The sequence below is a fragment of the Chryseobacterium camelliae genome, from assembly GCF_030818575.1.
Lineage (GTDB): Bacteria > Bacteroidota > Bacteroidia > Flavobacteriales > Weeksellaceae > Chryseobacterium > Chryseobacterium camelliae_A.
The window spans coordinates 2,491,911-2,508,099 of record NZ_JAUTAL010000001.1; the positions used below are offsets into that span (position 1 = coordinate 2,491,911).

General features: G+C 42.2%; 8 protein-coding genes, 2 tRNA genes and 1 pseudogene. 3 read left to right on the plus strand and 8 right to left on the minus strand.

Annotated elements, in window-relative coordinates; all coding sequences use genetic code 11:
* Window positions 1–190: 190 nt before the first annotated feature.
* Window positions 191–265 (plus strand) — tRNA-Pro (locus tag QE404_RS11360).
* A gap of 20 nt (window positions 266–285) precedes the next feature.
* Window positions 286–359 (plus strand) — tRNA-Arg (locus QE404_RS11365).
* A 354-nt stretch (window positions 360–713) separates the two neighbouring features.
* On the opposite strand, the gene QE404_RS11370 is transcribed toward QE404_RS11365, so the two are convergent.
* The 8 genes from QE404_RS11370 to QE404_RS11405 form a co-directional block, all read right to left on the minus strand.
* Window positions 714–1,556 carry an SH3 domain-containing protein gene (locus tag QE404_RS11370; protein WP_307450536.1) on the minus strand — a complete coding sequence of 281 codons (843 nt, stop codon included), beginning with the start codon at window positions 1,554–1,556 and terminating at the stop codon, window positions 714–716.
* Between the two features lie 18 nt (window positions 1,557–1,574).
* Complete coding sequence (gene prmA / locus QE404_RS11375) at window positions 1,575–2,402, minus strand: 50S ribosomal protein L11 methyltransferase (protein WP_307450538.1); 828 nt, start codon at window positions 2,400–2,402, stop codon at window positions 1,575–1,577.
* Window positions 2,403–2,596: 194 nt separating this feature from the next.
* Window positions 2,597–3,310 carry a 3-ketoacyl-ACP reductase gene (locus QE404_RS11380; RefSeq protein WP_307450541.1) on the minus strand — a complete coding sequence of 238 codons (714 nt, stop codon included), beginning with the start codon at window positions 3,308–3,310 and terminating at the stop codon, window positions 2,597–2,599.
* 242 nt (window positions 3,311–3,552) lie between these two features.
* On the minus strand, window positions 3,553–5,136 hold the full coding sequence (locus QE404_RS11385) for a calcineurin-like phosphoesterase family protein (RefSeq protein ID WP_307450543.1): 1,584 nt from the start codon (window positions 5,134–5,136) through the stop codon (window positions 3,553–3,555).
* Between the two features lie 29 nt (window positions 5,137–5,165).
* Window positions 5,166–6,614: a SusD/RagB family nutrient-binding outer membrane lipoprotein gene (locus QE404_RS11390; protein WP_307450544.1), complete on the minus strand. Its 1,449-nt coding sequence runs from the start codon at window positions 6,612–6,614 to the stop codon at window positions 5,166–5,168.
* An 11-nt stretch (window positions 6,615–6,625) separates the two neighbouring features.
* Window positions 6,626–9,598: a SusC/RagA family TonB-linked outer membrane protein gene (locus tag QE404_RS11395; RefSeq protein WP_307450546.1), complete on the minus strand. Its 2,973-nt coding sequence runs from the start codon at window positions 9,596–9,598 to the stop codon at window positions 6,626–6,628.
* A 311-nt stretch (window positions 9,599–9,909) separates the two neighbouring features.
* Window positions 9,910–10,656, minus strand: a complete 747-nt coding sequence (locus QE404_RS11400; RefSeq protein ID WP_307450548.1) for a glycerophosphodiester phosphodiesterase — start codon at window positions 10,654–10,656, stop codon at window positions 9,910–9,912.
* 64 nt (window positions 10,657–10,720) lie between these two features.
* Complete coding sequence (locus QE404_RS11405) at window positions 10,721–13,801, minus strand: TonB-dependent receptor (RefSeq protein WP_307450550.1); 3,081 nt, start codon at window positions 13,799–13,801, stop codon at window positions 10,721–10,723.
* 241 nt (window positions 13,802–14,042) lie between these two features.
* Here QE404_RS11405 and ligA point away from each other — a divergent pair.
* Window positions 14,043–16,053, plus strand: a pseudogene (gene ligA / locus QE404_RS11410) (NAD-dependent DNA ligase LigA).
* Window positions 16,054–16,189: the final 136 nt, after the last annotated feature.

Below are 16,189 nucleotides of genomic sequence, written 5' to 3' on the forward strand. Positions count from 1 at the left end.
AATAATCTAATCTCATTAAAAGAACTATTTTAATTTAAATACCATAAATTAAAATTATTTTCTCTGTTTATTTTTCTGCCTTTTACCCTAGCGATTAAATTTTCTAAAAAAGTTTTGCGAATTCACAAAATACTCCTATATTTGCACCCACAAAAAACAAGGTAATTCTTGTTACAATGATGACTTCAATCGGGGCGTAGCGTAGTCCGGTCATCGCGCCTGGTTTGGGACCAGGAGGTCGCAGGTTCGAATCCTGCCGCCCCGACTTTTTTCAACAACTTTTTAGGGTGCGTAGCTCAGCTGGATAGAGCATCTGCCTTCTAAGCAGACGGTCAAAGGTTCGAATCCTTTCGCGCTCACTAAACCTTGCAACTGCTCGTTGTGAGGTTTTTTGTTTGTTTATTCCGAATGTGGTACTGTTATATTCTAAATTCTTATAAAAATATTATATTGGTCACTTCTCTGAAATAATTTCGTATTTCCTGATCTTCCTGGAAAATTTGAATCATTATCGTTATGTAACTTTAGTTGGTAATACCGATTGGGATACCAGAAAGGTTTAATGATTTTCGTACCAATGAATTGCCTAAAGAAAAGGAAATTGTCGATTTTGAAAAGCCAAATAAAGCTTCTATGCTGACATTGCGTCCATTTATTCCATAAAAAATCCCCTGAAAAGCAAGCTGCCTTTCAGGGGATTTTATGTATAGTATTTATTTCAGCGTATAAGTATTGCCATCCCAAACGTAGGTCTTCAAAGATTTCTTCTTCTTTTCCCGGTCCTGGTCATCCCGCTCCATTTCATCCATTTTCAGGATAAAAGCATTGGGAACACCGCCCTTATCATTGGGGAAAATAAATTTTTCATCATGATAATATACATCGGCATCCCCTACATTCATCAGCTGAGGAAGTGCAATGAGCTTCTGATCTTTGAAGAGGATATACTGGTCATAGCCCGGAATACCGCACGCTTCCCCGGAAACGGAAGCTTTAAGTGTAAACAGTACCTCTTTGAGTTTGTGATTGCTTTCAATAGTGAAAGTAGCATAACTCAGGCTTTCAGCAGAACCGGTATCGAAGGTTACCTCGCTGACCAGGTGGTTACCCTGCATGGCTTTGACTGTAGCAATATTCTGTTTGTACACCTGATTGAATTTTTTATCCGCCTTGTCAATGGTTTTGGAAATCCCGAAGAGAAAATCATATCCGTCTTTGTTGCGGTAACCTATGGCCAGGTTTCCACCCCAAATGTATCCTTCCTTTACTACACCGTCTTTCTGATAGGATACCTTGTACCAGTAAGCTGCCCTTTCTCCCAGCTGAAGTGCAGAAGTTCCTTTTTGAAGAACTAAAACCTGCTGATTGGTTTGCAGGGAATCTGACACCTGAGCCCTGACATCCGGCGATTGACGCACACGTGCCCATTCTGTAAAGACTTTCTGGGTTTTGTTGTCTTCAAAATTAAAGACTCCGTTAGAATAGGCATATTCCTGTTCCTGAGCGGAAATTACCTGCACCAGGCCTATCAGCATAAAAGTGAATAAAGATTTCATCAGGTTATCTTTTAAGCGTTATTTTCTCAGCAGCAAACTTACCCATTCTTCCCGCTGAAGCTGTTTCATAAGTTCCAGCCCGTTTTCTTTGCAGACTTCCAGGATATCAGCCACATCAAAGAAACACAGTCCTGAAAGCAACAGCAGACCGCCTTCGTTGAGGACATTGACATAAGTAGGAATATCGGAAATCAGGATGTTCCGGTTGATATTAGCCAGAATGATATCAAAGTGCTCTTTACCCAGATTATCCGCCGTACCGAGTTCAATATCGAGTTCTACTCCATTCCGTACTGCATTTTCCTTTGAATTTTCTACCGACCATTCATCAATGTCGATAGCCTTTGTATCGCCGGCTCCGATCTGCTTGGCATAAATAGCCAGCACGGAAGTTCCGCAACCCATGTCCAATACTTTCTTTCCTTTAAAATCCATCTCCATCATCTGCTGGATCATCAGGTGGGTCGTAGGATGATGCCCTGTTCCGAAAGACATTTTCGGCTGGATGATGATTTCATGCATTCCGGGAACGGATTCATGGAATTCCGCCCGGATCAATACTTTATCATCAATATTGATGGGCTCGAAGTTCTTTTCCCATTCTTCATTCCAGTTGATATTCGGCATTTCCTGGAAAGTATATTCTATCTGTACATTTTCGTTTTCAAAAAGAGGCAGGGCCTTTAGTTCTTCTTCATTGAATATTTCTTTCTGAACATATCCCAAAATTCCGTCGATCTCTTCCGTAAAGCTGTCAAAGCCTATTTCGATAAGTTCTGCCATAAGGATTTCATTCCAGGGCTGAAGCGGGGAAATTTTGAAACTGAATTCTAAGTAATTTTGCATGTGAGTAATTTACTGCAAAAATAAAACTACTTTTTTGATTTATAGTTTTAAATCCAAATAACGCCTGGATTTTGTTTTGAATATAGGCAGGGGACAATTTAATAGGTGATGAATGATGATTGATAATTTTTTTTATACAGGGTAAAAAAAACCAGCGAACTTCGTTTCGCTGGTTTTTTATTCTGAGAATTGTTTTATGGATTGGTTGAGAAAATGGAACCATTGGCAATCAGAGCCCTCCTGTTCATTTTCAGAATATCCCTCACCCATTCTGCAAAGTCTTCCGGCTGGAGCACTTTTTCCGGATTTCCGTCCGTAAGGCCTCCCTGGATGCTCATATCCGATGCAATGGTACTCGGCGTAAGAGTGATGACACGGATGTTCTGTTTTCTCCATTCTGCCATCATCGACTGAGACAGTGATACTACTGCAGCTTTGGAAGCAGCATATGCAGACATATTCGGTCCACCTTTAAGTCCGGCCGTTGAAGCTACGTTCACAATGTCTCCCTGTCCTTTTTCCTTCATGAAAGGATAGACAGCTTTCGCAGCATAATATACTCCGAAAAGATTGGTTTTGATCACCTGTCCCCAGGTTTCGGAAGGCATTTCCTCTATACTGCCGAAATCTCCGATCCCCGCATTATTTACCAGAATATCGATGCTTCCAAGGGTTTCAGCCAGACTAGCAATTCCTTTATGGACAGCCTGCTCATCATCGATGCTGAAAACAGCATAGGTAGCATTTACACCCAACTTGGCAATCTCCTCCACCGTATTTTTAAGATTATCTTCATTTCTTCCGGTAATCCCTATATTCACTCCTTCATGAGCCAGTGCAACCGCAACCGCTTTTCCAAGCCCTCTTCCGCCACCGGTAACAATGGCATTTTTACCTTTTAAGTTCATTGTATTCCTAATTTTTACATGTTTACACAAATTTACGAAAGGATTTTTTTAAAATAGATTAACAATGATGTTTTTTACATAACCTCATAATCTATAGATTCAATTGATCATTGATAAAACCGGAATTATACTAACTTCGGAATCTATAGATCTTCATTTTTGGGTCTTTCGAAAGTACCGACAACAAAACCGGCCCTTTTCAGGACCGGTTTCACTTGAAAGTATAGTAAAAAATGAAAAACTTAAGGAATGAGAATCGGGTTCTGAACCTCGAATTCTTCTGAAGCAGTAAACGGGTTGCCGAACATATCTGTTGCCCTTACCTCAACTTTATGTTTCCCTAAAGAGAGTTTCTTAGGGAAGTCCCCTGTCCAGATATGTTTTGACATTTCCGGATTGGAGGGCCTTCTTCCCGGGAAAATATTCGGTGTAACATCCCATTTGAAAACTGACATGGCAAAGCTTGGGTCCACGGTTTCATCATACTGCATTACTTCCCATTGATTTCCGTCTATCCTGTATTCTACTTTGTCCTTTCTGCTTCCCATGAAGAAATTCGCCAGGATTTTTGCCGATGTTCTCGAAGGAAACGGAATCACTTTAGGAACATACAGATTAACCTGGTAATCTTCCGGTTTTCCTGCCGTTTTATATTTGATCTTATATTCGTTATCGTTAAAGCTGATGAAAGAATAGCCCTTCGCTGTACCATCCCTCATGGTTGCTGTCGGCAACCCAAGGTCATCAGAAGTTCCGGACCACCAGTCGCCACAGGTAGTTCCTGCATTGTATTCATGAAGGTCTCTGGACCCGTTCCACCCGGTTTCCTTTCCATAAAAAAGTTGCTGCTGAATATGGGTATGTGCAGAAAGCAATAAGGCATTTTTAAACGGAGCCAGGTAATCGAATAGTTTCTGCCGGTCAGAATTCCTGAAATTCTCTTCTCTGGTCTTTTCCAAAGGAATATGGAAAGAAACAACGATCAGTTTGTTCTTATCCACCAGTTTCAGATCGTTCTCAACAAATTTCAGTTGGTCTTCGCGAAAGCCTCCCCAATATCCTTTCCCATCTCTCGGGTCCGGGTACAGGATGTTATCCAGGACAATGAAGTGGACGTTTCCGTAATTGAAAGAATAGTTGGCCGGACCGAAGTTAGATTCAAACGTTTCATCCGAAAGCGAATCTTCCTTGGCCTCGTAATTCATATCGTGGTTCCCTATCACATTATACCACGGAAGGCCCACTTCTTTCATCACATCCGCATAAGGCTTCTGCAGCCCTAGATTGTCCCACACCAAATCTCCCAGGCTGATTCCGAACACCGCATTTTTCCTGGTACCTTTAACTTCGTTTACAATGGCTCTCCTGAAATAATCCAGCTCTTTCTCACTGTGCGGTTGAGGATCCCCGAATACGAGGATATCGAAATTTTTGCTTTCGTTCTGTCTGTAGAGGCCGAAGTTCAGCTCCTTAGGAAGCTCCCCTGTTGGTGCGGAACCTTTATATTTAAAGTCGGCCGGTGAACCTTTCGGCTTATACTGGTAGTAATATTGAGGAAGATTATTGATATTGACAGGCGTCATATATCCGGAAGGTTTAATGACAAAGATGGTCTGTCCATCCTGAACCGGTAAGCTATACCTTCCGTTTTTATCGGTTAATATGACCTGAACCCCATTGGAAACGGCTACTCCTTCAATTCCTCTTTCACGGTTTTCTTTCTTCTGGTTTTTGTTCCCGTCCTCATATACATATCCTGAAACGGAAGCCTGTGAGAATGCCAGCGCAGAGATCAGCAGACAAGGCATTAAAAATCGTTTATTCATGTTGCTTGTTTAAATTAATTGTTTGTGACTTATTTGTTCCACCACACTTTGATGTTGATATCATCTCCTCCCATCTGCTGTACAGCATTCTGGTAGCTGTCCGTATTCAGGATTTTAGGATTCGGAGGATACATGAGCCTTTGCGGAAGGTTTCCGTTGTTCAGTAAACCTCCGTTATTAGGCAATACCGGAAATCCCGTCCTTCTTTTCTCAAACCACTGCTGCTGGTCTACAAAAAACAGCGCCACATATTTCTGGAGCATGATTCTTTGCAGGGTACCATTGTAAGCAACATTGGTATTGGAAAAATAATTGGCAGGAACGGTTGCTCCCCACTGTTCAATGATCGCTTTCACTCCGTTTTCATAATACGTCTGTGCGCTTCCCTGAATAATTCCTTTGAAGGCAAGCTCTGAAAGGATAAACTGGAGTTCCGCATACGGATAGATCAGGATTTTGAGCGATGCTTTGGCTAAATTCTGGTTCATGTTTGAAGGCTGGTAATTGAATACCGTCCCGAACTGATAGCCGGAAGGAGCTCCTTTATAACCGATATTGACATTACTCAGGTTTTTGGCCTGAGAGAAAAACATAGACATACGAGGGTCATTGTTTGACTTCAGCGTCTCTACAAAGAATTCTGAAGCTGCTCTTCCGGTCGTAAAATCCTGCGGCCTGGTGATAGGCGGAAGCAAGGGGGAAACTCCCGAAATATCCAGTTTTGCCGTATCATTATTGCTTTGGAACAAAGGATAAGTGGTAGGATCGCTTACAATTTCCTGAATCCTCTGATATACGTTGACCTCCCCATTTTTACTGAGGATCCTTGTCAGCAATCTTAATGAAAGAGAGTTGCAGAATTTTTTCCAGTTCAGGATTCCGTTGGCATCCGTTTCAGCTTTATAGAAAAGGTCGCTGCCGTTCAATGGTTTTGTGGTCACAAAAAGTGCATTGGCTACTTTAAGGTCATCCAGCAGTTTTATATAAATATCCTTCTGGCGGTCAAATTTAGGCTGCGATATGCCGTCATCCAGCTTTGACGCTTCAGAAAAAGGTACATCTCCATACGTATCTGTAAGGTTGGAATAAATCCACGCATTGAGCACCATAGAAATAGCCAGGTAATTAGGATCATTATCCCTTTCAGCCGCGCGTTTCATATCCTGGATCTGCATCAGCCATTTGTAGCTGTTGTTCCAGAATCCTGCACCGGTATTCTCAGTGATATAATAACGGCTTAAAGAGTTCCCTTCATTGGGGAAGTCAAGGGAAACCTGCATGATATCAAAAGTAAAATCATTGGCTCTCATATAATTGAGTGAAGCCAGGTTATACTGTATCGGAACCAGTAATTTAGCCGCAATCGGATCACTGATCCTGCTGGAATCCACATTTACCTCATCCAGGCTTCTGTCACAGGAAACTGAAGTGAATGCGATACCTGCGATCAAAACTATATTGAATAATAACTTTTTCATGATTTTAAAATTTAGAATTTAACATTTAACTGAATACCTACCGTTCTTGCTGTTGGCAGCTGCCCAATTTCCACTCCCGGTGTAATCTGGCTGTCATTAAGCGTGGCGACTTCCGGATCGAAGAGAGGGAATTTCGTCCACATCCATAAGTTTCTTCCGAACAATGCCAGCGTAAGGTCTGTGATTTTCAGCTGTTCGGTAACGCTCTTGGGGAAAGAATAGGAAATCCGTGCATCCCTCAGCTTCACAAAAGAAGTATCGAAAGAGTTGGTTTCAACGTTGGCTCTCCTGTAGTAATCCGCGTAATAGGTGGACACAGGAATCCCTTTGGTATTCGGGGAATAAGATCCGTCTGCATTCTGCACAACGCCTTCACCCACGATCAGGCCACCAGGATTATCCCTTCCGATCAGCGTATGGGTAAGCTTACCCTGTTCGGTCATCTTGTGGTGGGACTGTGAATAGCCAATACCTTTGTACTGTCCGTCAAATGAAAAACTCAAGGTAAAGTTTTTGTACCTGAATTCGTTCTGGATACCCGCTCTCCATTTCGGATATGCATTACCGATCTTTTTCGTTTTGGTAGGCTTTGCAGTAAGGCCGTCGCTGCCAAAAACTACCTGCCCGTCCGGCGAATACATGAGCCCGTAACCGTACATATCGCCCAGTGATCCGCCGACTACCGCATTATAGTACACCACACCTCCTACGCTTCCCATGATGTAAGGCTCGCCCTGAAACTCTTCTGGAAGCGACAGGATCTTATTTCTGTTCATGGACCAGTTGGCATTAACGCTCCACGAGAAATTTTTATTTTTAACCGGATAGGTGTTCAAAGTCATTTCAAGTCCGCGGTTCCTGATTTCCCCAGCATTGATCACTCTGCTGCTGTATCCTGTTTCCCATAAGGCCGGAATCCTGATGATCTGGTTTTTATTATTATTCTGGTATGCCGTGATGCTATAATTGATCCTGTTTTTAACAAGGCTGAAATCCATCCCTGCTTCCATATTCGTGAGCATTTCCGGTTTCAGATTCGGATTCGGATATAAGGAGGGAGATTCCACAGAGCCGTTGAAATTACTGTTGTTGTAGTATTTCACCAACATATAAGGATTGGTATCGTTTCCTACCCTGGACCATGATGCCCTCAGTTTCCAGTAGTTGAAGTTGTTGGATGCCAAATTGAAAATATCGGAAAGGATAACGGATGTTGCCGCCGAAGGATAGAAATAAGACCTATTTTCCTTAGGAAGCGTACTGCTCCAGTCGTTTCTGGCAGTTAAGTCCAGGAATACTCTGTTTTTATAGCTGATGTTAACCAATCCGTAAGTACTGTTCACCTGCCGGTCTCCGGGAGCGGCAATTTTATTGATATTTGCAATTCCGTTCGGAAGGGTATAAACTCCGGGTCTCAGCAATCCGTCTGCCATATAATCGCCCATGGTATATTCAAGGTAACGGATGTTTCCCCCTGCGGAAGCACTGAAATCAAAATCTTTGAACTTATTTTTATAGGTAAACAGGATGTCATTGTTCATATCCATCTGTTTGATATGTTGCTCCCGGTACATTCCCTGAAGATAGTTTGCAGAGCTCCACGGCCTTCTCTGGGTACGTTCTTCGTTTGTCAGCTCAAGCCCTGACCTCAGCATTACCTCGAAGTTCTTCGTGAATTTATAATTAAGGTTTACATTGCCGGTGATGAAGTGCTTATCTACGCCATTCAGCATTTCATAGGCGATGAGGTAAGGATTATCGATATAGGAACTGAACGGGTGGATCTGATCGATCTGGTATTTATCTTTTTTCCAGATCGGCGAGTACCAGGCCAGGTCTACGTTCGGGTTCTGGAAAATCATGAAGTAAGAGATGGACTGGTTGCTGTACCCCGTAGCCGGAAGGTTATCGCTGGATGTTTTGCTGTAGTTGAATTTCACCCCTACTTTTAGTTTTTCATTCAGCTTATGATCAAAGGAAAGCGCGGCATTTAGCCTGTCGAATCCGGTGTTGGGCATCATCCATTCATTTTTCAGATAGGTGAGTGAAGTTCTGAATGAAGTATTTTCATTGGAACTTTCCAGCGCAACGTTATTGGAAAAGGTAGTTCCGGTCTGCCAGAAGCCTTTAATGTTATCTTTATACGGCCTCCACAGCTGACGTTGAAGGCTCTGACCTTCCACGGTAGGATCATATTGAAAGTAAGATTGCCCGGCGAATTTTGGCCCGAATGCACTGCTGGTAGAACCGGTATTGACACCGTCTGCTGAAGCGCCGTATGAGTAGTAATAGTTTCCGGAGGCATCTTTCTGCATGGTTCCCTGGCCATATTCATACTGATAGTCCGGCCATTTCAGTACCGTATCATAGCTTGAATAAGAATTCAATGTAATCTGAATCTTTCCTTTTTTGGTTTTCCCGGATTTCGTAGTGATCATGATAGCTCCGCCAGCTCCCCGGGATCCGTATAATGCGGCAGCTGTAGAACCTTTCAGTACGGTAACGGATTCTATATCATCAGGGTTGATGGTATTAAGGCCATTTCCATAGTCGATCGGCAAGTCTGCCTTAGAGCCTGCTCCATAAGCAGAGAAACCGGTCCCGGTAGTGGTTCCGTTCAGCGGAACTCCGTCTACGACAATCAGGGCGTTGTTCTGGTCCATATTCATGGAAATATCTCCACGCAGCTTAATCAGCGCACTTCCCAGCGGACCGGCTCCGGCTGTCTGTATTTTCAGTCCGGCCACTTTTCCTTCCAGGGACTGTGCCCAGTTGTTGTTCTGGGTCCTCAGGATTTCTTCAGAGTTGATCTTTTCAGCTACATATCCCAAAGACTTATCATTCCTTTTGATTCCCAAAGCAGTCACTACTACTTCATCAATGTTTTTGATGGTGTCTTTTTTAATTTTTTGCTGAGCCGAAAGATTGACGCTGACCAATCCTAACAGCGATAAAACCAACAGCTTGTGTGTCTCTTTACGCATATTATTTTTGTTTGCGCAAAATTAGAATGACATTATGAGTATGGCTTTAACAGTGTTTTAACATTTATTAAATAATTATTAAACGAAATATGAATTTATCTTTAACATATATGTATACTGCTTTGATTGACTTCATGTTAAAATAATTAAGTATTTTTAATATAAAATATTTAAAATTTTAATTTACATCACATACACCTGACATTTCATTAAGCATTAATCTTCTATAATCATGGTATGCAATACATTACCGATCATAAAAAAATCCTGTTTCTTTTCAGAAACAGGATAGATACAATATGAACTTAATTTTATTTATTCTTTAGTTGATCAGGAATGTTGGTCGTCACAAATTTAATTCCCTGACTTTTAAGCTGCTGGTAAATTGCTGGGTCATTAACAGTCCATGCATTGGTAATCAGTCCCAGCGCATTAGCCTCAGCAATCCAGGTTGGATTTTTTGCAAAAACGCTGTAGTGGTAATCTAAACCATCCAGTCCTTCCTCTTTGATCTGTTTAGGAGAAAGCTCACCGTTCAGATACTGAACTTTAAATTTCGGTTCGATTTTCTTGATTTCCTTACAGATATTCAGGCTGAATGAAATAAACTGACTCTGATTTTCCAGCTTCATATCCTTCACCATTTCGATGGTTTTTCTTACCAGTTCATCTTCCAGTGCCTTAGTCTTCGCAGGTTTGATTTCAATGATCAGCTGCAAGGCTTTATCCTTCTTTCCTTGTTTAAGGTAGCTTTTTAAGGTAGGAAACTTTTCACCATTGGACAGGTTCTGTTCTTCAAGCTGTTTGAAGTCTGTTTCTGAAATTTCCATTTTCCCGTGATGATCATCATGGTTTATTACCAGCACACCGTCTTTGGTCATGTGCACATCGAATTCAGAGCCGTAAATCTTTAACTGCTGTGCATTCTGCAGTGACTTCAATGAGTTTTCCGTTGTAGGGGGCTGGGTCTGCCAATACCCTCTGTGGGCAATAATCTGAGTCTGTGCGTTCATTAGGACTGTACTTAACAGGGTGATACCTAAAATAAAATTCTTCATAATACAAAATTAAACAATTAAAAACCGTAAGCCATTGGAGGCATTGTGAAAATTACATTAAATTTTAAAAGGTATATTTGGCTCCCAGCTGGATCTGGTATGGGTTTCCGCTTAAAGGAGCCAGACCACTGGTATTCAGATTATACTTAAATTGTTTCGCCGAAGCATCAAATCCTGCAATTCTGTACAGCGACATATTTCCGTATGATTTATTGACTCCCCATTCTTTATTCAGAAGGTTGGCTACGTTGAAAATATCTACAGAAAGCTCAAAGCCGCCGATTTTCTCAAACTTGATTTTTTTAGCGATACGAACATCCCAAACTCCGTAGAATCCGTTCTTCCCTCCGTTACGCTCAGCAATTTTATTGTTATAATCGGTAATGTAATTCTTTAAGGCTTTGCCTACCTCAGGATTATCCAGCAAGGTCTGGGTAAGGTTAGGGAAAATGTAAGCCAGGTCGTTTGAATCCACGAAATCCCCGTTAACGTTTCCTCCTGCAGTAAGAGAAAAACGCGTGCCTCCGATTCCTGAATACCGTACTCCTATCGTGAAGCCTGCAAAAGTCGGTGAGTTCCCGTATAACACTACTTTATTACGGAACTGATTGTCCGAATAGGTCATTTTCAGGTTTCTAGGATCGCTTTCTATCATGGTAAACAAAGTGGCGGAATTGGCTACGTTTCCGTTATAGGATGTATTGTCCCTGATATCGGACCAGGTATAACTCATCGTTATTTCACCATCTTTGAAGTAGCGGTAACTTGTATCCAGCACAAAGGAGAACTGATTCACTTTACCGTCGCTTACCAGCTCAAGTACACGTCCGAAGTTTTGGTTGATCCTGCCCGCCTTCCAGTTCACGGTACCGTTGGCATTAACGGTGCTTAAAGGAACAAATACCCCTCTTCCTCCTTCATTATCCAGGGTAAAGTATGGGTTGGCCACCATATTCCTGTCATAATAGAAATAGTTGTTTCTTCCCAATGCCGCATACCCTGCAATTCCGGCCCTCCATCTTTCGTTAAAGAAATGCGTATAAGAAATGTTGGCTTTATAAACCAATGGGATCTTAGCGTCTTTTCCGGTATAGTTAATCGTCGGTAACTGATATTGCGATAGTGAAGGAACCGTACTGTAATCATTCCTGTAACTTACAAAATCGGGAGTGAGGCCTATGGCGGTTGGATTAACATCTACCGTGGCCAAATGCCTGCCATCGAAAACCAGGTTGTTGATAATCATATAATTGTTGATATCCGAAGAGAATATCCCTGCTCCGAACCTCAGGAAATCTTTATTGCCTTCGTTGATGTTCCAGTCAAACTGAAATCTAGGCTGGATAATGAATGAACGGATCTGGTTGTCTGTACGTATTCCCATTTCATCATAGAGCTTTTGGTTGAATTCCGCTTTAGGATAACCTCCGTAATCGAATCTCAGACCGGCCATTAAATCAAGCCCTCTCGCTATTTTTGTCTGAATCTGTCCGTAAACACCCAGGTTCCAAATCCCTGATTTTACTGACGGATCTTCTACCAGAGGAACTTCACGGTAAAACCTGTATGGAGTAAGATTGTTAAAATTATCTGTTCCTAAAAACTGGAACCTTCCGTTCACCTCACTTCCGTAAACCGATTTTGCATGTGTATACATCATGTCTACACCAAAGGTGTATTTGATCTTGTCTGTGTTATAATAAAGGTTATCTACAATCTGGAATACGTTGTTCCTGAAATTTTCCTGGCCAAAGCGGTGTCCTCCGATCTGAATATTGGTCGTAAGATTAGTTCCGTCAATCGTAGAAGGTACCCTTTCAACAATGGCCCTGGGAACAGGATGACCAAGCTGGTCATTTTGGTAGCTGTCCTGGAACGTATACAGGTACTGACCTTTCAGTTCGTTGGTCAGGTTAGGCTTCAGATTAGAACGTAAGGTCAAGAGCAAACTGTTATCGAGGTTCCTGTCGTTTCCATAGGATTCAAAAAAGTTAATGGCTGTATTGTCCACAAGGCCATTCTTATTCAGGTCATATGTAAAGTTATCTCTCAGGGTAAGCAAATGTTTTGGGCTGATCTGCCAGTCAAGGCGTAAAAATCCGGCATCGGAATTCCTTACTTTATCAAAAGTCCCGAACTGCGGAGAACTTCCCACACCATATTTGGCTCTTGCTATATTCAGGATATTGTTCAGGGTTTCATTGGTTACATTAAACCTTAAAGCATCCTCTTTTGTCTGTACATCCGCAATGATCAGCGGTCTGGAGTCCAGTTGATGATCCCAGGCAGCGAAAAAATGCAGTTTATTTTTAATGATCGGGCCACCGAGTGAAAACCCGAACTGAGAAGTGGAAAAGTCATTGGTCCTTACGTTCCCTCTGATGTCATATTTGCTGGACAGCCATCCTGTCCTCAGGTATTCCCAGGCACTTCCTGAAAACGTATTGGTTCCGGATTTCGTTACCGCACTGATCGTTCCTCCTCCGCTTCTTCCTAATGTTACATCATATTGGTTGGTCACAATTTTAAATTCCCTTACAGCTTCTATGGAAATTGAATAGGGTGCACCGCTACGGCTTGTAGTGGAACCTGCAGAAGTTGGATTCTTGGCAGTCATCCCATCGATGGTAAAGTTGGTGGAAGAGCCCAGCTGACCGGATAAATTCCCGCCTTTTCCGCTTAAAGGTGACAGTTCGGTAAGGCTGGTAAAGTTTCTTCCGTTAACCGGCAGGATCGCTATATTCTTAGCAGTAACCGCCGTAGCCGCTCCGAGGTTGCCTATTTTATTTTTGAGGTTACCGGAAATAACCACTTCTTCAATGGCTTTTTCATTTCCAAGGTTCATATCCACGGTTACCTGGTCGCCTAAGTTAAGCATGTAGCCTTCTTTCTTGTCATCGTTAACTATAACCGTATAAGGCCCTCCCAAAGGAATTTCTTTAAATATATACTCCCCTTTTGAATTGGTTTCGGTCTCTGTCCGGAAACCGGTAGATTCATTGATGATAGTAACCTTAACTTTATCCTGCGCTTTATTATTGACGCCGGTGACCTTCCCAACGATAGCCGCCTGGGTAGTCTGTGCATAACTCAGTGTGCCCAGGCCCAAAAACAACAATCCCAATACAATCTTTACTTTTCTCATATTCAAAAATTAACTGAGTGCAAAGCTATGACAGTATTCAAGGCTCCTGTTTAAGGGAATTTTAACATTTCTTCAATTAAATTATAACAGGATGTTAAATAATTTTGAACACCTATTTTTATTCTGAACAAAATCAAATCATTAGTCAATGTTACAAGATTTTAATTTTATGAGATTATTTAATTCCCTTATTTTTTAAATGGAATTACTTTAATTATTTTTGCTCAAAAGATAGAACGTAATGTCCGAAAACATTCAGCAAAAAATAGAACGGCTCCCGCCAGGAACTTGATCAGCATAACCAGAATTATTATGATCTGGACGCTCCTACCATTTCAGATTATGATTTTGATATGCTCCTTCAGGAACTTCAGGACCTGGAGGCCAAGCATCCGGAATATTATGATGAAAATTCCCCTACGGTACGGGTAGGCGGAGGAATTACGAAAGTATTCCCTACCATCCGCCATAAATTCAGGATGTATTCTCTGGATAATTCCTACGATTTTGATGATCTCGAAGATTGGGAAAAAAGAATCATTAAAACCATTGATGATCCTGTGGAGTTTGTTGCCGAGCTTAAATATGATGGTGCTTCTATTTCCATCCTGTATGAAAACGGAAAACTTACCCAGGCCGTTACACGGGGAGACGGTTTCCAGGGAGATGAGATCACCCCGAATGTAAAAACCATTTCAGATATCCCGCTGAAGCTGAAAGGTGATTTTCCCGATCAGTTCTTCATGCGCGGTGAAATCTACCTGACCCGGAAGAATTTCGACAAAATCAACAAACAGCGCGAAGAAGACGGGCTGGATCCGTTCATGAATCCAAGGAATACCGCCAGCGGAAGCCTGAAGATGCAGGACAGCGCAGAAGTACGGAAACGCGGGCTGTCGTCTGTGCTCTACCAGTTTGTTTCGGAAGAATTTCCGGCGGAAACCCATTGGGAACTGCTGGAAAAAGCACAGTCCTGGGGCTTTAAAACTTCTCAGCAGGCAAAGTTGTGTACAACGCTTGATGAGGTAAAAGAATTCATCACCTATTGGGACAATGAGCGCCACAACCTTCCTTTCGAGATCGACGGCATCGTACTAAAAGTCAACTCACTTAAACAGCAGAGACAGTTGGGTTATACTGCCAAATCCCCACGCTGGGCCATGGCTTATAAATTTAAAGCAGAAAAAGTGGAAACCGAACTGCTAAGTGTTTCCTACCAGGTAGGGCGTACCGGAGCTATTACACCGGTTGCCAATCTGAGGCCGGTTTTACTGGCCGGAACCGTTGTAAAGAGAGCATCCCTTCACAATGAGGACATCATCAAAAAACTGGACCTCCACGAACATGATTTTGTTTATGTGGAAAAGGGCGGTGAGATTATCCCTAAAATCATTGAAGTCAACCCGGACAAGAGAAGTCCGGACAGCAAGGAGATCGAATATATCAAACATTGCCCTGAATGCGGAACAGAACTGGTAAAAGTAGAGGACCAGGCCATCCATTTCTGTCCGAATGAGCTTCACTGTCCGCCTCAGGTAATCGGTAGGATGATCCATTACGTTTCCCGCAAGGCACTGAATATTGAAAACCTGGGCAGCGAAACCATTGAACAGTTTTATAATGCCAAGCTGATTGAAAATCCGGCGGATTTTTATGCGTTAACCAAGGAGCAGCTCATGCCGCTGGAAAGGCTGGCGGAAAAATCTGTCCAGAACATCCTGAACGGTATTGAACAGTCTAAAAATGTACCTTTTGAAAAGGTACTGTATGGCATCGGGATTAAGCATGTAGGGGAAACCGTTGCCAAAAAGCTGGTGAAAAATTTCGGAACCATTGATGAACTGAAAAATGCCACTCTGGAAGAACTTTGCCAGGTGGAGGATATCGGGACCAAGATTGCTGTAAGTATTGCTGATTTTTTCAGCAACCCGGAAAATATCCTGATGATTGAACGCCTGAAGTCCTATGGCGTGCAGCTGGAACGCGGAGAAAGCACGAATGAAGTCATATCCGATATCCTAGATGGAAAAACCTTCCTGTTTACCGGTAAACTTTCCCTGTTTACCCGTGAACAGGCCGAAGAAATGGTGGAAAAACACGGCGGGAAAAATATTTCTGCGGTATCCAAAAACCTAAATTTCCTGGTGGTGGGTGAAAAAGCCGGCAGCAAGCTTAAAAAAGCACAGGGCATTGGAACAATAGAAATCCTTGATGAACAGCAGTTTCTTGACCTGATTGAGAAACAGCAGTAAACTGTACTGAAAATAAGCATTAAAATATATATCTATGAAGACTGTCCTTTACCGGACAGTCTTTTTTCAATATAACTGTAATCATATTTACAAGGTAAAATTTTATTGTATCTTGAAGAAGCTTAATGAAGTTATG

What these genes read in the sequence shown, in the direction of transcription:
- QE404_RS11380 (WP_307450541.1), bottom strand. Translation starts at nt 3,310, where the DNA reads ATGAACTTAAAAGGTAAAAATGCCATTGTTACCGGTGGCGGAAGAGGG.
- QE404_RS11405 (WP_307450550.1), bottom strand. Translation starts at nt 13,801, where the DNA reads ATGAGAAAAGTAAAGATTGTATTGGGATTGTTGTTTTTGGGCCTGGGC.
- QE404_RS11370 (WP_307450536.1), bottom strand. Translation starts at nt 1,556, where the DNA reads ATGAAATCTTTATTCACTTTTATGCTGATAGGCCTGGTGCAGGTAATT.
- QE404_RS11395 (WP_307450546.1), bottom strand. Translation starts at nt 9,598, where the DNA reads ATGCGTAAAGAGACACACAAGCTGTTGGTTTTATCGCTGTTAGGATTG.
- QE404_RS11400 (WP_307450548.1), bottom strand. Translation starts at nt 10,656, where the DNA reads ATGAAGAATTTTATTTTAGGTATCACCCTGTTAAGTACAGTCCTAATG.
- prmA (WP_307450538.1), bottom strand. Translation starts at nt 2,402, where the DNA reads ATGCAAAATTACTTAGAATTCAGTTTCAAAATTTCCCCGCTTCAGCCC.
- QE404_RS11385 (WP_307450543.1), bottom strand. Translation starts at nt 5,136, where the DNA reads ATGAATAAACGATTTTTAATGCCTTGTCTGCTGATCTCTGCGCTGGCA.
- QE404_RS11390 (WP_307450544.1), bottom strand. Translation starts at nt 6,614, where the DNA reads ATGAAAAAGTTATTATTCAATATAGTTTTGATCGCAGGTATCGCATTC.